The organism is Haemophilus sp. SZY H53, from assembly GCF_054332375.1.
Genome location: NZ_JBTGNV010000011.1, coordinates 1 through 23,408 on the forward strand (window position 1 = coordinate 1; position 23,408 = coordinate 23,408).

Sequence of the window (23,408 nt, forward strand, 5' to 3'; positions counted from 1 at the left end):
TAAAAATAAGAAAAGGTTTCGGAATTAAAATTGACTTTAGATAGCGTAAATACTGGATTATGCTCTTTTGAAGTCAATGTGAACCAATTTTGGTTTGAATGGGTGACGTTGCATTGCTTGAACTTTCACTGCAACTTCTTTACCTTCAACCACTAAAGTGATTACATCGCTATAGAAAGAATCGTGAACTTGTGCGTTGTTTAATTCATCGTGATTTAAGATGATTGAAACAGGTGCTTCACTGCCACCATAAATGATTGCAGGGATTTGACCGTTGTGACGCAGGCGGCGGCTCGCACCCTTACCTTGCGCTTGACGAACTTCAGCGTTAAATTTAAATGCCATTTTAATGTTCTCTTGATTAAAAGTTTAAAATAAAAAATTGCAGGCGACCCAGCAATTTTCCTAAATTTGCTCAAAGACAAACTTTGAGAGCGACGGATTATAAAATATTCAGCCCCACAATGCAAATTTACACAGCAAATTTTTTCTAGGCTTTTCAAGGCAAAGCGATTAAAATAAGCCCCAATTTTTAATTAATTTTAACTAACTGATTGTAAGTGGGTTTCAAATGGAATTTCTTATCAGCTTTTTTACCGATTACGGTTATTGGGCGGTGCTATTTGTTCTGATTATTTGTGGTTTTGGTGTACCCATTCCAGAAGATATCACGCTTGTATCCGGTGGCGTAATTGCTGGTCTTTATCCTGAAAGTGTAAACTCCCATTTAATGTTATTAGTCAGTATGATCGGCGTACTTGCTGGTGACTCTTGTATGTATTGGCTTGGTCGCATTTACGGCACCCGAATTCTTCGTTTCCGTCCAATGCGTAAAGTAATCACTCTACAACGCTTAAAAATGGTACGTGAAAAATTTGCCCAATACGGCAACCGCGTACTATTTGTGGCCCGTTTCCTTCCAGGATTACGCGCACCGATTTACATGGTTTCAGGTATCACCCGCCGCGTCAGTTACACACGCTTTATATTAATTGATTTCTGTGCGGCCATTATTTCTGTGCCAATTTGGGTTTACCTTGGCGAATTTGGTGCAAGAAACTTAGATTGGTTGCACGAACAAATCCAAAAAGGTCAGCTTGTAATTTATATCCTTGTTGGTGCATTAGCGGTTTTCTTATTCTGGAAATGGAAAAAAGCGAAGAAACAGGCTAAATAATTTCTTATAAAGTGCGGTCAAAAATTTATAAATTTTCGTCAATTAAAAAACGCTTAATAATTTTATTAAGCGTTTTTTTGTTTTTGTTAATCTACTCTCACATCTTTATTTTCTAAATAAGCAGAAAAAAGATGTCCCTTGAAACTTACATTTCAAGGGACAGAGCTTTGCGAGAAATCTTTTCTCTTATTGTAACAACGTTTTTCATTTCGCAGTGCCATTACAACGAGGTGAATTCTATCTATTTATTTTTTTATCGTCAATATATTTTTTATACAAAAATCTGTTAAAATTTAAACAAAAAAACTAATGAAAAGGAACCAACCTTATGGAAAATAAAAACTTACATTATATCCTTGGTCTCGACCTTGGTATCGCCTCTGTTGGCTGGGCTGTAGTTGAAATTGACGAAAAAGAGAATCCTCTGCGTTTAATTGATGTTGGTGTTCGTACTTTCGAACGAGCAGAAGTACCCAAAACAGGTGAAAGTCTCGCGCTTTCTCGCCGTTTAGCCCGCGCTGCTCGTCGATTAACTCAACGTCGCGTTGCTCGCCTGAAAAAAGCAAAACGACTTCTAAAATCAGAAAATATCCTATTATCCACTGATGAACGTCTTCCTCATCAAATTTGGCAGCTACGTGTCGAAGGTCTAGATCGAAAACTAGAACGCCAAGAATGGGCTGCTGTGTTATTGCATTTAATTAAGCATCGTGGTTATTTATCTCAGCGTAAAAATGAAAGTAAAAGCGAAAATAAAGAGCTAGGTGCGTTATTAAGCGGTGTAGCCAGTAACCATGAATTATTGCAACAAGCTACATATCGTACGCCTGCAGAACTTGCTGTAAAAAAATTTGAGATCGAAGAAGGTCATATCCGTAACCAGCAAGGCGCCTATACTCACACGTTTAGCCGACTAGACTTACTCGCCGAAATGGAACTTCTCTTCTCTCGTCAACAACTCTTTGGTAATCCATTCGCTTCAGAAAAATTATTAGAAAATTTAACCGCACTTTTAATGTGGCAAAAGCCCGCCTTATCTGGTGAAGCCATTTTAAAAATGCTCGGTAAATGTACTTTTGAAGATGAATATAAGGCGGCTAAAAATACCTATACTGCAGAACGTTTTGTTTGGATAACAAAATTAAATAATTTACGTATTCAAGAAAATGGCTTAGAGCGTGCTTTAAGTGATAATGAACGTTTAATGTTAATCGAGCAACCTTATGAAAAAGCTAAATTAACTTATGCACAAGTACGTTCAATATTAAATTTATCTGATGATGCAATCTTTAAAGGCGTCCGTTATTCCGGTGAAGATAAAAAAGCCATTGAAACCAAAACAACTCTGATGGAAATGAAAGCCTATCATAAAATTCATGATGTATTAAAGAGTAATAACCTAAAAGCTGAATGGGCGGAATTAAAGACAAATCCAACATTGTTAGATGAAATTGGCACGGCATTTTCATTATATAAAACTGATGAAGGTATCAGCGCTTACTTAGCAGGAAAACTTTCTCAGCCTGTATTAAATGCCTTATTATTGGAAAACCTTAGTTTTGATAAATTTATCCAATTATCTCTTAAAGCTTTATATAAACTTCTACCATTAATGCAACAAGGGCTACGCTATGACGAGGCTTGTCGTGAAATTTATGGCGATCATTATGGTAAAAAAACAGAAGAGACCCATCACTTCTTACCACAGATTCCAGCTGATGAAATTCGTAATCCTGTAGTTTTAAGAACGCTCACGCAGGCTCGTAAAGTAATTAATAGCATAGTGAGATTATATGGTTCGCCCGCTCGTATTCATATTGAAACAGGACGAGAAGTGGGCAAATCTTACAAAGATCGTCGAGAACTAGAAAAACGTCAAGAAGAAAATCGCAAACAGCGTGAAAACGCAATCAATGAGTTTAAAGAGTATTTTCCTCATTTTGCTGGTGAACCTAAAGCTAAAGACATTTTAAAAATGCGACTTTATAAACAACAAAATGCAAAATGTTTATATTCCGGTAAACCTATCGAATTACACCGTTTATTAGAAAAAGGCTATGTAGAAGTCGATCATGCCTTGCCATTTTCCCGCACTTGGGATGATAGCTTCAACAATAAAGTATTGGTGCTTGCTAATGAAAATCAAAACAAAGGCAATTTAACCCCTTTTGAATGGCTTGATGGTAAACATAACAGCGAACGCTGGAGAGCTTTCAAAGCATTAGTTGAAACAACTGTATTCCCTTATGCGAAAAAACAACGCATCCTAAGCCAAAAGCTTGATGAAAAGGGCTTTATTGAACGTAACTTAAATGATACGCGCTACGTTGCTCGTTTCTTATGTAACTTTATTGCAGATAATATGCACTTAACAGGTGAAGGAAAACGTAAAGTCTTTGCTTCCAACGGGCAAATTACTGCTTTACTTCGTAGCCGTTGGGGATTAGCAAAATCACGTGAAGACAATGATCGCCATCACGCTTTAGATGCCGTTGTGGTCGCTTGCTCAACCGTCGCTATGCAGCAAAAAATCACACGTTTTGTTCGTTTTGAAGTAGGTGATGTATTCACTGGAGAACGAATAGATCGTGAAACAGGTGAAATTATTCCATTACACTTCCCTACACCATGGCAATTTTTCAAACAAGAAGTTGAAATCCGAATTTTTAGTGATAATCCTAAACTGGAGCTAGAAAATAGATTACCGGATCGTCCACAAGCAAATCATGAATTTGTCCAACCTCTTTTTGTATCTCGAATGCCAACACGCAAAATGACTGGTCAAGGACACATGGAAACCGTGAAATCCGCGAAACGTCTCAATGAAGGGATAAGCGTGATTAAAATGCCACTCACTAAATTAAAATTAAAAGATTTAGAATCAATGGTAAATCATGAGCGTGAAAAAGAGCTTTATGACGCATTAAAAGCTAGCTTAGAGGCTTTCAATGATGATCCTGCTAAAGCGTTTGCTGAACCTTTTATGAAAAAAGGCGGGGCTATTGTTAAATCAGTACGAGTAGAACAAATACAAAAATCTGGAGTATTAGTCCGTGAGGGTAATGGTGTCGCGGATAATGCCTCTATGGTGAGAGTGGATGTCTTCACTAAAGATGGAAAATATTTCCTTGTACCAATTTATACCTGGCAAGTAGCGAAAGGTATTTTGCCTAATAAAGCTGTTATTCAGGGAAAAGATGAAGAAGATTGGGAAAATATGGATGACAATGCAACTTTCCAATTTTCATTACACCAAAATGACTTAGTAAAATTAGTCACTAAAAAGAAAACTATTTTGGGTTACTTTAATGGACTTAATCGTTCCACAGGTAATATTGATATTAAAGAGCATGATTTAGATAAATCTAAGATCAAAGATGGTATTCATCAAAGTGTCGGCATAAAACTTGCTACTTCCTTTGAAAAATATCAAGTAGATGAACTTGGCAAAAATATTCATTTATGTAAACCAAGTAAACGTCAAGCTGTTCGTTAATTTTCTCCAATCCCCATCGCATTGCCTATGGGGATTTTTTATAAGGAAACATTATGACATGGAGAAGTCTTCTTATTAGCAAAGGAGGAAAACTCTCTTTGCATCAGCAACAAATGCTAATTCAGCAAGAAGGGAAAGAATTTACCGTTCCTTTAGAAGATATTGCTATTGTTGTTGTGGAAAGCCGAGAAACAGTGATTACCTTTCCGTTACTCTCTGCATTCGGTTTATATGGGATCACTTTATTGAGTTGTGATGAACAATTTTTACCTTGTGGTCAATGGCTCCCTTTTAATCAATATTATCGACAATTAAAAACCCTTAAATTACAACTTGAAACCAGTTTTCCACTGAAAAAACAACTTTGGCAACGAATTGTGCAACAAAAAATTCGTAATCAAGCAAAAGTCTTATCACTCTGTCAGTTTCAAGAAAAATCAGAACGCTTACTCCAGCTCGCTAATTTAGTGAAATCAGGTGATAAAGATAATCTTGAGGCACAAAGTGCGGTTATTTATTTCTCTGGATTATTCGGCACTCATTTCAGACGAAAAGAAGAAGACAATGCGATTAATATACATCTGAACTATGCTTATTCAGTTATGCGTTCAGCTGTGGCAAGAAGCCTTGTTCTTTATGGTTGGCTACCTCAATTAGGTTTATTTCATCATAGTGAACTTAATGCCTTTAATTTGGCTGATGATTTTATTGAACCTTTTCGCCCTATTGTTGATTTGCTTGTATCGAACTTGCTCGAAAAAGGCTTACTCTCCAAAAACCTTAGTCCTATATCAAAACAACAATTAATAAAAATCTTACATCATCAACTACGCTTTAAGCGGGAAAAAGTGAGTGTTTTAACTGCCATAGATAAAAGTGTTGCCTCTTTACAAATTGCACTTATTCAAAAAAATGCAGCATTATTGCAGTTACCAGAAATTGATACACTACAGGAATATCAATATGAGTGAGGAAGTATTTATGCGTATGATCGTTTTATTCGATTTACCAGTCACCACTAAAGCAAAAATGCGGACGGCAAACCAATTCCGCCAATTTTTACTTAAAGATGGTTATCAAATGTTGCAACTTTCTATTTACACTCGAATTATTAAAGGGCGAGATGCTTTAGAAAAACATCATAAAAGACTCGTCGCACACTTACCTGAAGAGGGTTCAATTCGATGTTTATCTATTACAGAAAAACAATTTGCGAGCATGGAAATTTTAGTGGGAGAGAAAAAACCGCAAGAAAAAAAGTCAATTCAAATCAATTACTGCTTTTTTAACCGTTTTTTTAGACAAAAAAAAGCCCCTAAACCTTACGGTATGGGGCTTTTTGCTGTCCCTATTATAGCACTGCGAAATAAAAAAGGGAGCTACAACTCACGGTAAAGCATAATGATTTGGCTTGCGATTATAGCACTGCGAAATAAAAAAGGGAGCTACAACGAAAATGAGTACACACATCCGCTATTTATTATTATAGCACTGCGAAATAAAAAAGGGAGCTACAACTTACATATTTGTGGTAACAATCCGAATTGTATTATAGCACTGCGAAATAAAAAAGGGAGCTACAACACAAATACTGACTGGGGATTACCTTATTTAATTATAGCACTGCGAAATGAAAAAAGGGTGTTATTACAATACAGTATAAATTTATTATTTAATAATAATGTATTTAACTTTATTCTCTTCTTGCATTTTTTTCTGATGCTCTCTCTCCCATTTTTTATATAAAAAATAGATTAATATCCTAAATAAGACAAGAAATACGAGGTAAGTAAATACAATACCTAAAAGTACATTCCATATTACACCATGAATAACGCCAATCAGCACTAAAATAATTGAAAGCGGAAATAGAAAAAACACATTAAACACGACAATAAACTCTCTGCCTAAAAAGCGAATAAGAGCAATTTCATCTTTAAACATATTTCCTCCTTATAGTAATCTTAATTAACTATATCCCTCTTGCTTTTAAATAATTCTCCACCGTATCTACAATCGCTTGTGTTTGAGGATCAATTTCAATATTTACTAAATCGCCAATTTGGCGTTTGCCGATCAGAGTTCTATGCAAAGTTTCAGGAATTAAATTCACGCAGAATTCATCACCTTTCACTTCACCGATAGTAAGGCTGATGCCGTCAATCGCGATAAATCCTTTGGTGAGGATATATTTCATCACGTCTTTAGTAGGTAATTTAAACCAAATCTGACGATTGTTTTCGCTTTCGATAATCTGTGAAACGCTTGCAGTACAATAAACATGGCCAGATAAAATATGCCCACCAATTTCTGCACCCATTTGCATTGCGCGTTCAATATTGACAAAATCCCCTGCTTTTAAGCTGCCGAGATTGGTGATGCGCAAGGTTTCTTGCATTAGGTCAAAGCTCACAAGATCATCATGAATTTCAGTCACTGTTAAGCATACGCCGTTATTCGCCACTGATGCACCGATTTCTAAGCCTTTTCGCATTTCAGCTGGTAATTTTACGATCTGTGTTCTAAAATTATCGCTATCTTTAATTGTATGAATTTGGGCGATGCCCTGTACAATACCTGTAAACATTATTATTCCTTCATTAAAAACTTTTCCAATATTATAGCAAAATTTATGAATTCTCGTCTTTTTTCTCAATACCGTATTGATATTCAAAAACTTATCCGCATTGCGACACCTATCGGGCTTGCCCAGTTAGCTCAAACTGGCATGGGCACCGTGGATGTGATTATGGCGGGGCGTGTGAGCTCGGCTGATGTAGGCGGCGTCGGTATTGGCGCCTCCATTTGGCTACCTTTAGTACTTTTCGGACAAGGCTTATTACTCGCCTTGCCACCAACAATTTCCTATTTAAATGGTTCAGGGCAGCGCCATCGCATTGCTCACCAAGTAAGACAAGGCCTTTGGATTTCATTTTTAGTGATGATTCCCCTTGCTTTCATCATCTATCATAATGATTTCATATTACAGTTTATGAATATGGATACCCACATGGCAGATGTGACGATGAATTATTTGCGTGCGATGGTGTGGGGCTTACCTGCCTATTTATTGCTGATTAATTTCCGCTGTTTGAATGATGGCATTGCTAAGACCAAACCGTCCATGGTGATTACCTTCATGGGGTTAATGCTGAATATTCCACTGAATTATATATTTATTTACGGCAAATTTGGTGCGCCAGCATTGGGCGGTGTTGGTTGTGGTGTGGCAACGGCTATTGTCAACTGGGCGATGGCGATCTTAATGATTACTTATTCGGCCAAAAACTATAACGAACGTAGTTTAAAAGTCTTTGAAAAGATTATTGAAAAGCCTGACATCAAAACACTGAAAAAATTGACCGCACTTGGTTTACCTATTGCCATTGCGCTGTGCAGTGAAGTGTCACTGTTTGCCTTGAGTAGTTTATTACTTTCCCCATTAGGTGCGGATGTAGTCGCTAGCCACCAAATTGCCTTAAACACCAGTGCCGTAGCCTTTATGTTCCCCATGTCTATTGCGATGGCTGCAACCATTTTAGTGGCGCAAGAACTCGGTAATCACGCACCACAAAAAGCCAAAATCATGGCTCACGCTGCTATTATTCTTGGTTTGATCGCGGCAAGTGTATTGGCGTTGGTAATTTGGGTATTTAGTGCAGAAATCGCCGCATTAATTGTAGGCGATAATGCCACCGTTATTGCCCTTTCAGGCAGCTTATTAGCAATGGCGGCGATTTATCAATTTTCAGATTCGGTGCAAGTGGTAGTGAGCGGTATTTTACGTGGCTATAAAGATACCAAAATTATCCTTTATATCACGTTACTTGCCTATTGGGGCGTGGGTATCCCTGTTGGTTATATTCTTTCCCGCACGGATTGGATTGTTCCAAGCATCGGTGCAAAAGGCTTCTGGGTTGCGTTTATCATTGCATTAACCATTGCCGCCACTTTACTCTTTATACGTATGCGAAAAATCCAATCACAACCTGATGAGGCCATTATTCAACAGTTAGAAAGATTGAAATAGTTAAAATAAAAAGTGCGGTCAATTTGATTTGACTGCACTTTTGTCTTTTACATCACCACCACATCAAACTGTTCTTGGTTGTAGTACTGCTCTGTTTTGACCTGAACCTGTTTGCTGATGAACATTTCGATCTCTGGCAATAAACCGTGCGATTCTTCTTTGATTAAGTAATCCGCTACAGCGGGAGAGGCATAAACCACAAATTGTTCACTCGAGAATAAGTGGTTGACGCGAATGATCTCACGCATAATTTCATAACATACCGTTTCAACGGTTTTCACGCGTCCACGACCTTGGCAAGTTGGGCATTCATCACACAAAACGTGCTCTAAACTTTCACGTGTGCGTTTACGGGTCATTTCCACTAAACCAAGTTGAGTAAAACCATTCACATTCGTTTTTACGCGATCTTTCGATAGGGCCTCTTCCAAGGATTCAATCACGCGATTGCGATGCTCATCGGTTTGCATATCAATAAAATCAATAATGATAATACCGCCTAAATTACGCAGTTGTAACTGCTGTGCAATGGCTTTAGTCGCTTCAATATTGGTGTTAAAAATTGTTTCATCTAAATTTCGATGTCCGACGAAAGCACCTGTATTAATGTCAATAGTCGTCATGGCTTCGGTTTGCTCAATAATGAGATAGCCGCCCGATTTTAAATTCACACGTTTCTCTAAGGCATTTTGAATACCACGTTCTACACCATAAATATCAAAAATCGGCTGATTGCCCGTATAAAGCATTAATTTTTCACTTAATTCAGGCATGAATTCATCGGTAAATTCTCTAACCTCGTTAAAACAAAGTTTGGAATCGATATGAATTTTCTCTAAATTAGCACCGATAAAATCACGCAAAATACGTTGCGGCAATGCGGGTTCGCCATAAATTTTAGAACGGGTTGGATATTTGCCTTTACGCTCAAGCACTTTACGCCATAAACGTTTTAAAAATTCCGCATCTTGGCGTAACTCTTCTTCCGTTGCGCCTTCGGTAGCTGTACGGACAATAAAGCCACCTAACTCATCACAAAAAGGCTCAACCAGTGCTTTTAATCTTGCGCGCTCTTCTTCGCTTTCAATACGTTGTGACACACCAACATGACTATTTTCCGGCATAAAGACAAGATAGCGAGAAGGTAATGTAATATCCGTGGTTAATCTTGCGCCTTTTGTGCCCAAAGGATCTTTCACCACTTGTACCACGATATCCTGCCCCTCGCGTACGAGTTCAGAAATGCTTTTTGCACGGAATTGTTTTTGTTCGTTTACATCCACACATTCGGTATGTGAAACAATATCGGAAGCATGCAAAAATGCTGCTTTTTCTAAACCGATATCCACAAATGCGGACTGCATTCCGGGTAAAACACGGGTTACTCGCCCTTTATAAATATTCCCCACAATGCCACATTTGGCTTGACGTTCAATATGAACCTCTTTTAAAACGCCCGTTTCCACCAACGCAATACGGGTTTCATTGGGCGTAACATTCATTAGTAATTCAACTGAATTCATTTTTGTAACCTTCGTTTCAATCGTACTAGTCTATCGAAAAGGGAAATAGAATAATAGTCCCAAATAAGGTAAAATATGACCTTTCTCAAATTTTCATGACTTATTTTGGGGTATTTAATGTTTGGTTTAGACCCAACACTTATTACTTTTAGTATTTATATTTTCGGCATGATTTTAATCGGTGTCCTTGCCTATTATTATACAAACAACTTATCCGATTATATTTTAGGTGGCCGTAAACTCGGGAGCTTTGTAACAGCCATGTCTGCTGGCGCTTCTGATATGTCTGGCTGGTTATTAATGGGCCTACCCGGTGCAGTATATGTATCTGGATTAGTTGAAGGTTGGATCGCCATTGGTTTAATTCTCGGCGCTTATTTTAACTGGTTGCTCGTGGCTGGTCGCTTAAGAATTTATACCGAATTCAACAACAACGCACTCACATTACCGGAATATTTCCATCATCGTTTTGGTACATCACATAATCTCTTAAAAATTGTGTCAGCAACAATCATCTTAGCCTTCTTCACGATTTATTGTGCTTCAGGTGTGGTTGCGGGTGCTAAATTATTCCAAAACTTATTTTCTGTCGACTACTCCACCGCCATTTGGTACGGCGCATTAGCGACGATTATTTATACCTTTATCGGTGGATTTTTAGCGGTAAGTTGGACTGATACGATTCAAGCGACATTAATGATTTTTGCCTTAATTTTAACACCACTTTTTATCTTTTTAAGCTTCAGTGATGCATCACAATTTACAGAAGTATTACATCAAGCTGAACTCGCTGCCAATAAAGATTTTACTGATTTATTGAGTTCTACTACGCCATTAGGTTTATTAAGTTTAGCGGCTTGGGGAGTCGGTTATTTTGGGCAACCACATATTCTAGCCAGATTTATGGCCGCTTATTCAGTGAAATCTTTAATCAAAGCTCGCCGCATCAGTATGACATGGATGGTCATTTGTCTAGTAGGTGCGATAGGTATTGGTTTTTTTGGTATTCCTTATTTCTTTGCCAATCCAGAGATTGCAACTGTAGTTAATCATGAACCCGAGCAAGTCTTTATTGAACTAGCCAAATTGCTCTTTAATCCATGGGTTGCTGGTGTTCTATTATCCGCAATTTTAGCGGCAGTAATGAGCACACTTTCTGCACAATTATTAATTTCTTCAAGCTCTATTACTGAAGATTTTTACAAAGGTTTTATTCGTCCCAAGGCCTCTGAAAAAGAATTAGTTTGGCTAGGTCGAGCAATGGTTTTGATCATTGCGGCAATTGCCATTTGGATTGCACAGGATGAAAACAGCAAAGTTTTAAAACTTGTTGAATTTGCATGGGCGGGCTTTGGTTCTGCATTCGGACCTGTCGTACTTTTATCTTTATTCTGGAAAAAGATGACTTCTGCAGGCGCTATGGCTGGTATGATTGTTGGTACTGTCGTCGTATTTAGTTGGAAATCTGTAATTGTCGAAACGAGTGAATGGTTTAATGTTTACGAAATGATACCCGGATTTATTCTTGCGAGCCTTGCAATTCTTATCGTATCTCTCATTTCTACTGAACCGAATAATGAAGTCAAAGAAACCTTTGAAAAAGCAGAAAAAGCCTATAAGGAAGCAAAATAATGATTAATTTTCGTCCTTTTTATCAGCAAATTGCCACCACCAATTTATCTGCCTGGCTAGAAACGTTACCTTTACAGTTAAAAGAATGGGAAAAGCAAACCCATGGTGATTATGTCAAATGGTCAAAAATTGTAGACTTTCTCCCTGATTTACAGGCAGATACCATCGATTTAAAAAATTCGGTGAAATCTGACTGCACTTCGCCACTTTCAGAGGGCGAAAAACAACGTATTATCCATCATTTGAAGCAATTGATGCCGTGGCGAAAAGGACCTTATCATTTATTTGATATTCACGTAGATTGCGAGTGGCGCTCTGATTTCAAATGGGATCGTGTTTTGCCTCATCTTGCGCCATTAAAAGATCGTACCATTTTAGATGTAGGCTGCGGTAGCGGCTACCATATGTGGCGCATGGTTGGTGAAGGTGCGAAAATGGTGGTGGGTATTGATCCAACCGAACTTTTCCTTTGCCAATTTGAAGCCGTTCGAAAATTATTAAATAATGATCGACGAGCTAACTTAATCCCACTAGGTATTGAAGAAATGCAACCTCTTGCGGCATTTGATACCGTGTTTTCAATGGGGGTGCTTTATCATCGTAAATCACCGCTCGAGCACCTCACTCAACTAAAAAATCAATTAGTAAAAGGTGGCGAGCTTGTCTTAGAAACCTTAGTGGTTGATGGCGATGTGAATACGGTATTAGTACCTTCAGATCGCTATGCAAAAATGAAGAATGTGTATTTTATTCCTTCCGTTGCCTCACTCATTAATTGGTTGGAAAAAGTCGGCTTTACTAATGTGCGTTGTGTGGATGTTGCCACCACAACATTAGAAGAACAGCGTAAAACGGATTGGTTAGAAAATGAAAGCTTGATTGATTTCTTAGATCCAAATGATCACAGTAAAACCATCGAAGGCTATCAAGCCCCAACTCGTGCAGTGATTTTAGCGAATAAATAATGGTTTAAATAAAAAGAGCGGTCAAAAATTCAATGTTTTTTGACGGCTCTTTGCTTTTCTATTTTAAGGCAATATGCACTGTAATCTCTTCGCGATCGTGATATAAATGCTTCGCTTGAATATCAAATTCCAGTTCTTTTTCTGCTAACATCACCGCAAGATTTTCTAAACACAACATCACTTCTTGATAACGTTTTTTCATTGGTAATTTCAAATTGAAAATAGTTTCTCGGCACCAGACGTTAATTAACCATTTTCCAATTAAATTCGCAATTCGACTTGGTTGCTCCACCATGTCACACACAAGCCAATCAATATGCTTACGTTTTGGTGGTTGGAATTTAAATCCATCTTCCGGGCAGTGCTCTATTCTGCCGGTATCATGTAAACTGGCCGCCATTTTGCCGTGATCAACTGCATACACAAATAAACCACGTTTCACTAATTGATAGGTCCAGCCGCCAGGGCATGCGCCGAGATCAACGCCAACCATATTTTCATTTAAGCGTTTACTTTCTTCATTTCGAGGAATAAAGGTTAAAATCGCTTCTTCCAATTTTAAAGTTGAACGACTTGGTGCATCCGCTGGGAATTTCAAACGTGGTATCCCCATAAAATAGGTAGAGTTATTGCCAAGATAGGAATACCCTACATAACAGCAATTCGGCTGAGTGAAAAAACAATGTAAAATCTGACCGCGCTTTGCATTCGGCTTACCTTGTAACCAACCTTGTTTTTTCAACGCTTGGCGTAACGGCACGGTAAATTTTCGGCAAAATGTCGAAAGCGCTTTCGCTTCATTGGTATCTGCTGTTTCGACAAATAGCTCTACCGCTTGCTTAAGATTAATGTCTTCTGCAATACGTTTATATTGAGCAAGAATTGGCGAGATACGATCTTGAGGATCGAGATTTTCTAAGAAATCTGAAACAACGATCATTTGACGCGCAAAAATCAAACGATTAAAAGGGATTTCCCTCGCTAAGCGATCCGCATCGCCTGGTTGATAGCATTCAAAAATGACATAGCCGCTGTTTTCTACTACTCGAGCAAAACCAAATACACCACGCTCAGAGGCTCGGTCGGTAATTTCTGCGGCGACTTCTTTTTCAAAGCCAATTCGACAATATAAGGCTAATTTATTCATGTTTTCCTAATTTAATTGAATCTTTAATCCATGTTCTAAAGGCTTGAATTTGTTCATCATCTAAACGATCTAAATGATTGACCACATAGAATGATTTTGGATCCCGCAATTCGGTTGGTAACACAATTTGCAAATGACCGTTTTCAATTTCTTGCTGAGCCAAAATACGATTAGCTAGCGCAATACCCTGCCCATGAACGGCAGCTTGCAATGCCATAAAGGTGTGGCTAAATAACGGACCTTGTTGAATATTTAAATCATCTAATTTGAGATAATCCGCCATAGTTTTCCAGTTATCTCGGGTATGCGTATGAATCAGCGTATGCTTTTTCAAATCATTAGGACAACTTACTGGTGTTTTCTCAAGCAATGAAGGCGCGGCTAAAATCACGAGGTTTTCTTCGCCTAAACGATCAACCTGTAAATTTTCCCAATCACCTTTACCATAATAAATGGCAATATCTATTTCTTTATCCAATAAACCTTCATCTTGATCAACGCCTTTTAAGCGTACTTCTATTTCAGGATACTGCTCATTAAAATCATTTAAATGCGGTACAAGCCACTGAATACCAAAGGTCTGTGGAACACTAATGGTTAAATGGGGCTCGGCCTTAAATGTTAATAATCGTTCCGTCGCTTCGTTTAATTTTCTTAAAATTTTATTAATATCGATAAAATACGCTTTCCCAAACTCAGTCAATTCTAGCAAACGATTCTTACGAATAAAAAGCTCAACGCCTAAAAAATTTTCTAGTGATTTAATTTGATGGCTTACTGCTGCTTGTGTTACACACAACTCATCAGCTGCTTTTGTAAAGCTTAAATGCCGTGCAGCTGATTCGAAAGACTTCAATGAATTAAGGGGAGGCAAACGTTTATACATAATTCTTCCCAAGGGTTAAATTTTAGTTTATAATTAAAAAATATATATCGGATTAGTTTTTTTTATGCTTCAAATAAAAAAACATCACTTGCCCTTTCAAAACCTTCTATCTAAAATACGCACATACTTAATGATTGGTAATTCCTTACAAGTTAATGAGTTTCGGACTTAAGTATGATGTTGTGTTTGCATATAGTTCGGTCTCCGAACTAGAGTAACGATTAAGTTACTCATTTACTTCCTGTATATATTGAACCATTTTGGTTAAGCGCTGCTCACTCAGAGCAGCGTTTTTTTATGTCTGTCATTCTAACATAAGCTGCATTTTATTTCCTAACCGAGTTCACAAATTTAAAAATCCACACAAAATTTTTGAAACATTATCATATTTTACGTTTAAATATTTTCATTCTGGTGATTATGGTGTAGATTAATTAATGTTCTCATTTCATTATTTATTTGTACAACAACATATTAAGGAAGCAAAATGAAAGACTTAGACTGGAAAAATCTTGGATTTAGTTATATCAAAACGGATTACCGTTTCATTGCTCATTGGAAAGATGGTAAATGGGATGAAGGTAAACTGACCACTGATAATATGCTACATATCCACGAAGGTTCAACGGCAATTCACTACGGCCAACAATGTTTTGAAGGCTTAAAAGCCTACCGCTGTAAAGATGGTTCAATCAATTTATTCCGCCCAGATCAAAATGCAAAACGCATGCAACATACCTCTGATCGCTTATTAATACCACAAGTGCCAACAGAATTATTTATCCGTGCTTGTAAAGAAGTGGTGAAAGCAAACCAAGAATGGTTAGGTCCTTACGGATCTGGCGCAACATTATATTTACGTCCATTCCTCTTTGGTACAGGCGCGAATATCGGTGTAAAAACCGCACCTGAATTTATTTTCTCTGTATTCTGCTGCCCTGTTGGCGCTTATTTCAAAGGTGGTTTAGCACCATCTAATTTCATTACGACTGATTACGACCGTGCTGCACCTATGGGAACCGGTGGTGTAAAAGTAGGTGGTAACTACGCAGCAAGTTTGCTTCCACATGAACTCGCCGCAGAAGCAGGTACGCCAGAACGTAAATTCGCTGATGCGATCTATCTCGACCCAAAAACACATACTAAAATTGAAGAAGTGGGTGCGGCAAACTTCTTTGGTATCACCAAAGATAATAAATTTATCACACCAGCGTCCGACTCTATTTTACCAAGTATCACTAAGTACTCATTACTTCATATTGCAAAAGAGCGTTTAGGTATGAAAGCTATCGAAGGTGATGTGTATATCGATCAACTTGATCAATTTGCAGAAGCGGGAGCTTGTGGTACTGCTGCAGTGATTACGCCAGTAGGAGGTATTCAACACAAAGGTAAATTCCACGTGTTCTATTCCGAAACTGAAGTGGGTCCTGTCACACGTAAACTTTACAATGAATTAACCGGTATCCAATTTGGTGATGTTGAAGCACCTGAAGGCTGGATTGTGAAAGTGGAATAATCTTTCCTAAAAGAAAAAAGCGATAACTCTCCTAAAAGTTATCGCTTTACTTTTTTATAAAATAACTAGAAATCCTTTTCTACTAACATCTGCACATATTTTTCTGAATAAGAAAACATTGAAGGAATGTTACTTTCTTGTTTTTTCCAACGAAATTGAACTTTCGGCGTAAAGCCTAAATACTGCCAATCTTGTTTCCAAAGCGTTAAATTTAGTGAATAGATTTTATCTCGACGAATTTTATTTAACGGCAAAATCCCACCAAGAGAAGCAAAATCCTTATACTGTTTCAACGCAATAGAGCCATTAATTTGACTTGCAATTGCATAACCCCAATTTTGCCGCCAACCTATTCTCAAGGCTTTCATATCATTACTATATTGTTTTATACGAGTGCTTTCTCGAACAAAATCCGAACCTAAGTAATAATAACCTTTATCATATGGCTGCCAAATAAAGGTTAAAGAAGCTAACTTAATTGTTCCATTACGATCTGCTTGGGTAAAATAACGTGGCTGACTTAATTCAAGTGCGGTTGAAATCTGCCAATTTTTTGAAAAATTTAAGCTATATTCCGCTCTGGCACCATTTGCCCAGTTATAACGATGTCCGCCCAACCATTGATGCTCATAAAACGGTTTTAACACTAATTTATATTTAGCATTTTGATATTGATAGCCTAAATAAGTACGGTTGGTGATTTCATCATAATCGTGATTATCCCAATAATTTTTGCCATATAGATTATTTGCAAAATGCAGATAATGCGAACCCGCTATGTTCCAATTTTTCTGAGCATCAAAATAATAAGCAAAACCGTGTGCCGATTGTGGCAACATATCATCATTTTTCACAAAGCCTGTGTTTTCAATATGTCGCTCATTAGATGTATTATTCACATTCTTGGTTTGTAAATAATTCCCACCTAAGGAAAATTGCCAATGTTCTCGGTTTTCAATTGCTTGCAAATAATTTTGAATAATCGACCGCTCTTCATCATTTAAATTTGCTTCTGTTTCCAATGCCTGAAAAGCCTTTTTTGCATTATTGTTTTGATAATCTAAGAATAATAATCTTGCTTGTCTTATTTTAGCGTAATTAACCAATCTTAAATCTTTATCTGGAAAGCTTTGATAAATCGGTAACAAACGATCTACTAAATCCATTCGATCAATACTTAACATATCTGAAAGGAGTTTTTCAGTAAGTACTTGATTATCCTTTAATTGAGTTATGGAGTAGGCTGTTTCATTTGCAACAGCAATACAATTAGATAAGCAAAAAAAGAAAAAAAGTTCATATTTCATATTCAAAAAGACCCACAATAAAATTATTGTGGGAAAAAAATTATTGTCTATTTAAATCAGAACCTGAAGTATTATACCCTCCAGCATACCCTCGGCTATACTCTAAAGCACCTTCTTTTATAGTACGACTTTGATCTTTTTCTGATGTTACTTTATATCCTGCACTCATTTCCGAGAATGGACTAGCTTCACCATAAATAATTCCTGCATATTGACCTGAAAATTTTTCATGATTGTGTATCGCAGAAGCATCTCCCTTAAATTCATACATCTCATTATAACTGGAGTAATTTCCATCAAGATATCTAATTGTACCTCTATACAACGTTGTACTATTTAAAGAGATATTTACATTTTGATTGTCTATTTTCCCTACCGCACTACCTGAGATAGTTCTATTGTCAAAATCTGCATCTAATCTTATTGAGCTTGTCGCAGAAGCATAAGTTGCTTTACCTGTTGCATAGCCATCTGAAGCGACTTTAAATGTCGATGGAGTGATTGAAGGAACTACAACTGTTGCATTAGGTTTCGTTGCGTTCGTTGAATTATTCACCGTGTTAGAATTATTGGTATCAACATTTGGTACGGTAATTGAATCTGTATTGTTCGTGCTTGAAGTTGTTGGTTCATTTGAACCACCGCCACCACCCGAACTACAAGCAGTTAATCCCAGCATTACAACCGTTGCTAATAACGTTTTTGAGAATGTTAATTTCATTATAATATCCTTATGGTTGATTAAGAATTTTGTTTGTGTAATACAATTAAAAATTGCATTAACACGGTGGTTTGATAAAAGATAAAATCTATCTCAATATATTTAAAATTAATATTATGTTTTACATTTTCATTTTGATACTTAGTGAAAAAATCAAAAACAGTAGCCATATAAAAATTTTTAACTTCCACGTTAATATTTCTTTCATCTAGAAATTTACCTAACTCAGATTTTAAATTTTCTAATGATTTTCTACTCTGTAGAATATCTTTAACTAAAGATTCAAAAGAAGAACGTAAATCATCAAGTAAATTTCTTCCGTAAATATTGCAGTTCTTTTTTTCTAAAGCACTTTCATAATTAACTTTAGCTTCAGGATAATCATCTAACCAATGCCTAACTTGATTGATGCTTTCTAAAATTTGTTCTGGGACATCTTGTGGGGCAAGATGAGAATAATCTCTTGCTAAAGTTAGTTTTAGATCCTTTACTTGTTCATTATTGGAAAACTTTTCTAAATCGCATAAATCTCGAATAATGACAAACTGCTGCTCAGGCTCAAAGCAAGCTAAATTTTCTCGTAAAACTTGTGCTTTATTCGATACTCCTTTTGCAAAAGGTAACTTTGTATGTTTAATTGTTTTTGCGTATTTAACAGCATATTGATTACAGAATTTACAAATTTCTGAACCACTTAATCCTTCATTAGTATCAGCTAAAATTCTAGCTGCATAACTTAAATACTCATTATTAATCATCAGCGACTCCATAAATTTTTGGATAAATTTCGCGTAAATGTTATACTCAACCCCAATTTTTCACCACAAACGAACAGTGTCAAAAACTGATCTGCCACTACCTAAAACCGCACTTTAAGGAAATAAAATGGAAGTCCACGATAAAATTCGCGTAATGAGAGAAATCAATCAATGGTCGCAAGAAGAAATGGCGGAGAAGCTTTCAATGTCACCGAATGGATATGCCAAAATTGAGCGTGGACAAAGCAGTATTAATTTAGATAAATTACAGCAAATTGCGAATGTGTTTAATATTGATATGGGCGAATTGATTACTTGTAAGGATAGATCGATTTTCTTTGCGGTAGGTGGCGATAATTCTTATAACTTAACTAACAGTCATTTCGGTACTAATGAAGTATTAACCGCTGAAAATGAAAAATTAAATAGTTTACTGGCAATGAAAGATACATTATTAGCTCAAAAAGATGATGAAATTAAGGCATTAAAAGAGATTATTGAGTTGTTAAAAGCAAAATAAAATTGTGAAATTTTATTGATAACCGCAATAAGCGCGAAAACTAAAAAATCTAAATAATAAAAGCCTATCTACAATGTAAAATAGGCTTCTTTATAACCGCACTTTTTTATTGATTCAATCCCCATTGGCGAGAATCTTTATCAAATTTAACACCTGAATGAGAACCTTCTGCGCCGTTAAAATACACATCTTTATTCGAACAAGCTGAAATAATCAATGCGCCTGCGATAATGAATAATCCAATAACACTCAACCAAATATTTTGATCTGCTTTTAATGTGCGAACGTTATCTTTTAAATACCTTAAAGAAAGGTATTTTCTCATATCAAACTGACCATCTGTATTTTCAACTTCTTGCTTAAAGAATGGGATTTTAAACGCAAAATAGGCTTCGAGTGTACTCAGTAATACTAATGCTACACCTATCACCCAAACACTTTGTAATACTTCATTCGGATCATCTGATGCCACATAATGCGCTTCAAAGAAGAAAGAAAAAGCAAAAGAACTAAATAGAATGGCCACAATAGTAAGCGCTTGAATGACACCATTTGCCATACCAATATTTTCAGTGCCCACAATTGATTTAATAATGCTATATTTGGCCGGAGAATAGACCGCACTTTGCGCTGCCAAAATCAATGTCAGTACAAAGGAAATAGCAAACATTCCCGTCATATAACTCAATAAAATCCCAGCACTGATCACCACAGCTGCTAAACTGCTATAACGAATGACTTTAGTGCGGGAAAATTTATCATTAATAAATGCCGAAGGCGAAAATAAGAAAATAAATGGCAATAAAATCATCGCATTAATTAATGCCGTTAAAACGACCAAACTCTCGCCTGAAAAACTTTTCAGTAACACATTTTGAATGGTAATTTTATGTGCCAAATCCACACCGGCATTAATAAAGGCAATGGCTAAATAAGGTACAAAGCCAGCATATTTTAAGAGTTTCATTTCGCACTCTCCGCTTGATAAAGATTAAAGGTTTTCATATTCAAGAGATACGGTTTTAACACCAACAATAAATCAAATAAATGTTTTAATTTTTCATCTTTTTGTTCGGTATTGGCTAATGCCGCTAAAGTCACGTTTACCTCTTTTTCCGCTAACATTTTCGCAGCGGCCAAATAAGCTTTCACTACATCCATTTCGGCTTCATCACAACGAGCTAAGATCGCCAAAATATCACGTTCTTTTGCTGTAAAAATACCGTCACGAGGATTCAATAAGCCTTCCGCTACCATGTCTTCGATTTGTTTAGCAGAAAGATGAAATTCTTCACATAATTGCTCAATGGTGAATACTTCATTTTCTGCCCCCATGATGATATCTAATAATCCAATAAGGCTTTCATAAGGATTATTCCAATCAAAATGAGGATGAGCAAAAAGTGCTTTAATTTGTGAAATCGTCGCATTGAAATTGCTTTGTAGATATTTAATAAAACTGAGCAACTCTACACAATATTCATCATAGAGATGAAAATTCGGTTTATCTTTTACCGGTTCTGGCAACAAACCTTCTTTCACATAGTACAGCACCGTGGATTTTGGTGTCTGACTAAGCTTAACTAGGTCATTCATTTTTAACATAAGGATTTCCCTCTAGGTTGATTTGTTGTGTATTGTATCGGATAAAAATAAAAAGTAAATAGTGTTACTCTACACTTTTATTGAATTTAATAAAAAAAGTTGTTCACCACATCATGAACAACTTTCTTAATCAGCTTTAGCTTTCAACTTTTCGCCATAGATCCTTACTGTAAATGACACCCACTGGATTTTTCTTCGCCCCCATAATAGTTGGAGAAAGATAAACCGGTGTGGTGTATTGGAAAAGCGGTAAAGCAAGGTTTTCCTGTTGGATCTTCTCACTTAATTTTAAGTAAATTTCTGACCGCTCTTTTTCATTTAAGCTTTTTAATGCTTGCTCAAAAAGTTGGTCATATTCCGCATTGGCATAGCCATTTTTATTATCGGGACTTTTAGAATAGAACAACCCCAAGAATGCCATCGGATGATTAAAGTCTGCACACCAGCCTGAACGAATGACTTGGAAGTCACCTTTTTGACGTTTAGTCTGTAATGTTTGCCAACTGACTGGTTGAGCATCCACACGCAACATATCTGATTGCGTTAATTGCCCAACTAAACGTTGCGCGATATTTACATGCAATGGCGTCTCATCATAAAGCACATTTAAGTGTAGCGGGTGTCTTTCATTAATTTTATTTTGAGCCAATAACTGCTCGGCAACAACAGGCTCCCATCTTGAATCTTGGCCATTTAACATGGCTTTCGGTAAAAAATATGAACTCGGAATTGCTGTTGGAATTTCATTATTCACAATATTGGTGACGGAGACCAACGAAGCAATCGCCTTACGCACATCTGTCTTGGCAACATTAGGATCGTTGAGATTAAATTCATAAAAATAACTGCAAAGCTGTGGAAAATACTGAAGATCTTTATGTACTTCCAGCACATCAATGACTACATCAAATTCAATCAATTTAGGTAAAACAAAAGGCAAATAGGCTACACGCTCAAAAGCCACATTATTTTTTTGCCAATAATACGGGTTCTTAATTAAATGTATACCTTGTTGGTTTTCACTTTGCAACATATAGGCGCCATTTGTTACTGCGATTACATTTGGATGTTTATATTGAGGCACAAGACTAATATGTGCCAACATTTCCGGTAAATAAGGCGTGGCTTTATCCAGTTCAATACGTAAAGTGCGTTCACTTTCCGCATAAATTCCCAAACTCTTAAAAGGTTTATTTTTCTCTAAAACACCTTTTGCATTTTTTAAATTGAGATAAGCTAAATAGGATCTTAATGGGCTATTTGATTGAGATAACGCTTGCCAAGAAAGCATGACATCTTGGGCGACTAAAGGATCACCATTTGACCAACGAAGCCCTTCACGCAAGGTAAAAATCCAGGTTTTATTATCTTTCGTTTGCCAATGTTCTGCGATACCTGGCACGATTTTTCCCTCTGGATCATAAGCCGTTAAGCCTTCATACAAATCACGCAATAAGCTCTCTTGTTCTGGATAACGAACAAACCAAGGCTCAAAAGAAGGGGCATGAGTAAACGCCCGAGTCAGTAATGTACGATTCGATTTTGAAGTATTCTCTTGTTTGATAGACTGGCTGTGTGTTAGTTGGTCATCCGTTTCTGTGTTTATCGATTTCTGGCTGTTTAATTTATCACAGCCACTCAATCCAAAAACGACACCGAAAATAACCGCACTTTTAAGCCAAGTCAGGAAAGAATTATCCATTTTCAACGTCTTCTGTTTTAATCCAAAAGAAAAAGAACCAATATTTTACCGCAATTAAAATGGCAATGATCGTTCGACCCACAACGCTTGGGGTAAAATAAAAGCCAATTAAAAGCATTGTGGTTGAAAACGTTAGAATAGAAATTTTTGCTTTTTTCGTCAATGCACGACGTTCATTAAAGGATTTTAGGTGTTTTTGATAAAGCTTAGTGCCTAAAAACCATTGTTCTAAACGAGAAGAACCTTTCGCAAAAGAATAAAGTGTAAGCAGTAAAAAAGGTGTGGTTGGAAGAATAGGTAAAAAAATACCAATAACACCTAATATTAAAGAAATGCAACCAAGAACAATATACATGACTTTGGTTAAAGAAGTCTTTGAGAAAAACTTAAGTGAAACAACACCTATAACGATCGCAAGAG

General features: G+C 36.7%; 20 protein-coding genes and 2 pseudogenes. 9 read left to right on the plus strand and 13 right to left on the minus strand.

Annotated features, from left to right (window positions below; translation table 11 throughout):
* Positions 1–57: 57 nt before the first annotated feature.
* Positions 58–345 (minus strand): 50S ribosomal protein L25, encoded by a 288-nt coding sequence (gene rplY / locus ACXVWB_RS09715; protein ID WP_014065570.1) that lies wholly within the window; start codon positions 343–345, stop codon positions 58–60.
* A 226-nt stretch (positions 346–571) separates the two neighbouring features.
* On the opposite strand from rplY, the gene ACXVWB_RS09720 reads away from it, so the two are divergent.
* The 4 genes and pseudogenes from ACXVWB_RS09720 (at position 572) to cas2 (ending at position 5,962) form a co-directional block, all read left to right on the plus strand.
* Positions 572–1,177, plus strand: a complete 606-nt coding sequence (locus ACXVWB_RS09720) for a DedA family protein (protein ID WP_289901927.1) — start codon at positions 572–574, stop codon at positions 1,175–1,177.
* 328 nt (positions 1,178–1,505) lie between these two features.
* Positions 1,506–4,673: a type II CRISPR RNA-guided endonuclease Cas9 gene (cas9, locus tag ACXVWB_RS09725; RefSeq protein WP_458485346.1), complete on the plus strand. Its 3,168-nt coding sequence runs from the start codon at positions 1,506–1,508 to the stop codon at positions 4,671–4,673.
* 53 nt (positions 4,674–4,726) lie between these two features.
* Complete coding sequence (gene cas1 / locus ACXVWB_RS09730) at positions 4,727–5,644, plus strand: type II CRISPR-associated endonuclease Cas1 (RefSeq protein ID WP_289901929.1); 918 nt, start codon at positions 4,727–4,729, stop codon at positions 5,642–5,644.
* Positions 5,637–5,962, plus strand: a pseudogene (gene cas2 / locus ACXVWB_RS09735) (CRISPR-associated endonuclease Cas2). The gene cas1 and the pseudogene cas2 overlap by 8 nt, the downstream one beginning before the upstream one ends.
* Before the next feature lie 379 nt (positions 5,963–6,341).
* Here the strand turns inward: cas2 and ACXVWB_RS09740 are convergent.
* Positions 6,342–6,617: a hypothetical protein gene (locus ACXVWB_RS09740; RefSeq protein ID WP_128787148.1), complete on the minus strand. Its 276-nt coding sequence runs from the start codon at positions 6,615–6,617 to the stop codon at positions 6,342–6,344.
* Between the two features lie 28 nt (positions 6,618–6,645).
* Positions 6,646–7,260 carry a riboflavin synthase subunit alpha gene (locus tag ACXVWB_RS09745; RefSeq protein ID WP_289901930.1) on the minus strand — a complete coding sequence of 205 codons (615 nt, stop codon included), beginning with the start codon at positions 7,258–7,260 and terminating at the stop codon, positions 6,646–6,648.
* A 45-nt stretch (positions 7,261–7,305) separates the two neighbouring features.
* On the opposite strand from ACXVWB_RS09745, the gene ACXVWB_RS09750 reads away from it, so the two are divergent.
* Positions 7,306–8,703 carry an MATE family efflux transporter gene (locus ACXVWB_RS09750; protein WP_289901931.1) on the plus strand — a complete coding sequence of 466 codons (1,398 nt, stop codon included), beginning with the start codon at positions 7,306–7,308 and terminating at the stop codon, positions 8,701–8,703.
* A gap of 47 nt (positions 8,704–8,750) precedes the next feature.
* Here ACXVWB_RS09750 and rng read toward each other — a convergent pair whose 3' ends face one another.
* Complete coding sequence (gene rng / locus ACXVWB_RS09755) at positions 8,751–10,226, minus strand: ribonuclease G (protein WP_289901932.1); 1,476 nt, start codon at positions 10,224–10,226, stop codon at positions 8,751–8,753.
* A gap of 117 nt (positions 10,227–10,343) precedes the next feature.
* Between rng and putP the strand changes: the two genes are divergently transcribed.
* Together putP and cmoB are read left to right on the plus strand one after the other, a co-directional pair.
* Positions 10,344–11,858 (plus strand): sodium/proline symporter PutP, encoded by a 1,515-nt coding sequence (gene putP, locus ACXVWB_RS09760; protein ID WP_289901933.1) that lies wholly within the window; start codon positions 10,344–10,346, stop codon positions 11,856–11,858.
* Entirely contained in the window at positions 11,858–12,823 is a 966-nt protein-coding gene (gene cmoB / locus ACXVWB_RS09765) for a tRNA 5-methoxyuridine(34)/uridine 5-oxyacetic acid(34) synthase CmoB (RefSeq protein WP_289901934.1), read from the plus strand. The genes putP and cmoB overlap by 1 nt, the downstream gene beginning before the upstream one ends.
* Before the next feature lie 58 nt (positions 12,824–12,881).
* On the opposite strand, the gene rlmM is transcribed toward cmoB, so the two are convergent.
* Together rlmM and ACXVWB_RS09775 are read right to left on the minus strand one after the other, a co-directional pair.
* Entirely contained in the window at positions 12,882–13,970 is a 1,089-nt protein-coding gene (rlmM, locus tag ACXVWB_RS09770; RefSeq protein ID WP_289901935.1) for a 23S rRNA (cytidine(2498)-2'-O)-methyltransferase RlmM, read from the minus strand.
* A complete protein-coding gene (locus ACXVWB_RS09775) occupies positions 13,963–14,856 on the minus strand; it encodes a transcriptional regulator GcvA (protein WP_289901936.1) in 894 nt (297 codons plus the stop codon). The genes rlmM and ACXVWB_RS09775 overlap by 8 nt, the downstream gene beginning before the upstream one ends.
* Before the next feature lie 487 nt (positions 14,857–15,343).
* Between ACXVWB_RS09775 and ACXVWB_RS09780 the strand changes: the two genes are divergently transcribed.
* Positions 15,344–16,375, plus strand: coding sequence for a branched-chain amino acid aminotransferase (locus tag ACXVWB_RS09780; protein ID WP_289901937.1), 1,032 nt, complete (start codon positions 15,344–15,346; stop codon positions 16,373–16,375).
* Between the two features lie 65 nt (positions 16,376–16,440).
* On the opposite strand, the gene ACXVWB_RS09785 is transcribed toward ACXVWB_RS09780, so the two are convergent.
* From ACXVWB_RS09785 to ACXVWB_RS09795, 3 genes are read right to left on the minus strand one after another with little or no spacing between them, the layout of a single operon-like run.
* The gene (locus ACXVWB_RS09785; RefSeq protein WP_289901938.1) at positions 16,441–17,682 is read right to left on the minus strand and encodes a surface lipoprotein assembly modifier; all 1,242 of its coding nucleotides are present in this window, start codon (positions 17,680–17,682) and stop codon (positions 16,441–16,443) included.
* A gap of 40 nt (positions 17,683–17,722) precedes the next feature.
* Positions 17,723–18,403 (minus strand): hypothetical protein, encoded by a 681-nt coding sequence (locus tag ACXVWB_RS09790; RefSeq protein WP_040218277.1) that lies wholly within the window; start codon positions 18,401–18,403, stop codon positions 17,723–17,725.
* A gap of 20 nt (positions 18,404–18,423) precedes the next feature.
* Positions 18,424–19,161 carry a hypothetical protein gene (locus ACXVWB_RS09795; protein ID WP_040218279.1) on the minus strand — a complete coding sequence of 246 codons (738 nt, stop codon included), beginning with the start codon at positions 19,159–19,161 and terminating at the stop codon, positions 18,424–18,426.
* A gap of 127 nt (positions 19,162–19,288) precedes the next feature.
* Between ACXVWB_RS09795 and ACXVWB_RS09800 the strand changes: the two genes are divergently transcribed.
* Positions 19,289–19,681 (plus strand): helix-turn-helix domain-containing protein, encoded by a 393-nt coding sequence (locus ACXVWB_RS09800; RefSeq protein ID WP_118871324.1) that lies wholly within the window; start codon positions 19,289–19,291, stop codon positions 19,679–19,681.
* 220 nt (positions 19,682–19,901) lie between these two features.
* Here the strand turns inward: ACXVWB_RS09800 and ACXVWB_RS09805 are convergent.
* From ACXVWB_RS09805 to ACXVWB_RS09820, 4 genes and pseudogenes are all read right to left on the minus strand, one after another.
* Positions 19,902–20,648: pseudogene (locus tag ACXVWB_RS09805) on the minus strand (acyl-[ACP]--phospholipid O-acyltransferase); the annotation flags it as partial.
* Positions 20,645–21,286 carry a MerR family transcriptional regulator gene (locus tag ACXVWB_RS09810; protein WP_289901939.1) on the minus strand — a complete coding sequence of 214 codons (642 nt, stop codon included), beginning with the start codon at positions 21,284–21,286 and terminating at the stop codon, positions 20,645–20,647. The gene ACXVWB_RS09810 and the pseudogene ACXVWB_RS09805, both read right to left, overlap by 4 nt.
* 136 nt (positions 21,287–21,422) lie before the next feature.
* Positions 21,423–22,988, minus strand: coding sequence for a peptide ABC transporter substrate-binding protein (locus tag ACXVWB_RS09815; protein ID WP_289901940.1), 1,566 nt, complete (start codon positions 22,986–22,988; stop codon positions 21,423–21,425).
* Positions 22,981–23,343: a YbaN family protein gene (locus ACXVWB_RS09820; protein ID WP_049357633.1), complete on the minus strand. Its 363-nt coding sequence runs from the start codon at positions 23,341–23,343 to the stop codon at positions 22,981–22,983. The genes ACXVWB_RS09815 and ACXVWB_RS09820 overlap by 8 nt, the downstream gene beginning before the upstream one ends.
* Positions 23,344–23,408 lie beyond the last annotated feature (65 nt).

What these genes read in the sequence shown, in the direction of transcription:
- rng (WP_289901932.1), bottom strand. Translation starts at nt 10,226, where the DNA reads ATGAATTCAGTTGAATTACTAATGAATGTTACGCCCAATGAAACCCGT.
- ACXVWB_RS09820 (WP_049357633.1), bottom strand. Translation starts at nt 23,343, where the DNA reads ATGTATATTGTTCTTGGTTGCATTTCTTTAATATTAGGTGTTATTGGT.
- ACXVWB_RS09775 (WP_289901936.1), bottom strand. Translation starts at nt 14,856, where the DNA reads ATGTATAAACGTTTGCCTCCCCTTAATTCATTGAAGTCTTTCGAATCA.
- ACXVWB_RS09800 (WP_118871324.1), top strand. Translation starts at nt 19,289, where the DNA reads ATGGAAGTCCACGATAAAATTCGCGTAATGAGAGAAATCAATCAATGG.
- rplY (WP_014065570.1), bottom strand. Translation starts at nt 345, where the DNA reads ATGGCATTTAAATTTAACGCTGAAGTTCGTCAAGCGCAAGGTAAGGGT.
- ACXVWB_RS09810 (WP_289901939.1), bottom strand. Translation starts at nt 21,286, where the DNA reads ATGTTAAAAATGAATGACCTAGTTAAGCTTAGTCAGACACCAAAATCC.
- ACXVWB_RS09795 (WP_040218279.1), bottom strand. Translation starts at nt 19,161, where the DNA reads ATGATTAATAATGAGTATTTAAGTTATGCAGCTAGAATTTTAGCTGAT.
- ACXVWB_RS09750 (WP_289901931.1), top strand. Translation starts at nt 7,306, where the DNA reads ATGAATTCTCGTCTTTTTTCTCAATACCGTATTGATATTCAAAAACTT.
- ACXVWB_RS09740 (WP_128787148.1), bottom strand. Translation starts at nt 6,617, where the DNA reads ATGTTTAAAGATGAAATTGCTCTTATTCGCTTTTTAGGCAGAGAGTTT.
- ACXVWB_RS09745 (WP_289901930.1), bottom strand. Translation starts at nt 7,260, where the DNA reads ATGTTTACAGGTATTGTACAGGGCATCGCCCAAATTCATACAATTAAA.
- putP (WP_289901933.1), top strand. Translation starts at nt 10,344, where the DNA reads ATGTTTGGTTTAGACCCAACACTTATTACTTTTAGTATTTATATTTTC.
- ACXVWB_RS09780 (WP_289901937.1), top strand. Translation starts at nt 15,344, where the DNA reads ATGAAAGACTTAGACTGGAAAAATCTTGGATTTAGTTATATCAAAACG.
- ACXVWB_RS09815 (WP_289901940.1), bottom strand. Translation starts at nt 22,988, where the DNA reads ATGGATAATTCTTTCCTGACTTGGCTTAAAAGTGCGGTTATTTTCGGT.
- ACXVWB_RS09785 (WP_289901938.1), bottom strand. Translation starts at nt 17,682, where the DNA reads ATGAAATATGAACTTTTTTTCTTTTTTTGCTTATCTAATTGTATTGCT.
- ACXVWB_RS09790 (WP_040218277.1), bottom strand. Translation starts at nt 18,403, where the DNA reads ATGAAATTAACATTCTCAAAAACGTTATTAGCAACGGTTGTAATGCTG.
- cmoB (WP_289901934.1), top strand. Translation starts at nt 11,858, where the DNA reads ATGATTAATTTTCGTCCTTTTTATCAGCAAATTGCCACCACCAATTTA.
- ACXVWB_RS09720 (WP_289901927.1), top strand. Translation starts at nt 572, where the DNA reads ATGGAATTTCTTATCAGCTTTTTTACCGATTACGGTTATTGGGCGGTG.
- cas1 (WP_289901929.1), top strand. Translation starts at nt 4,727, where the DNA reads ATGACATGGAGAAGTCTTCTTATTAGCAAAGGAGGAAAACTCTCTTTG.
- rlmM (WP_289901935.1), bottom strand. Translation starts at nt 13,970, where the DNA reads ATGAATAAATTAGCCTTATATTGTCGAATTGGCTTTGAAAAAGAAGTC.
- cas9 (WP_458485346.1), top strand. Translation starts at nt 1,506, where the DNA reads ATGGAAAATAAAAACTTACATTATATCCTTGGTCTCGACCTTGGTATC.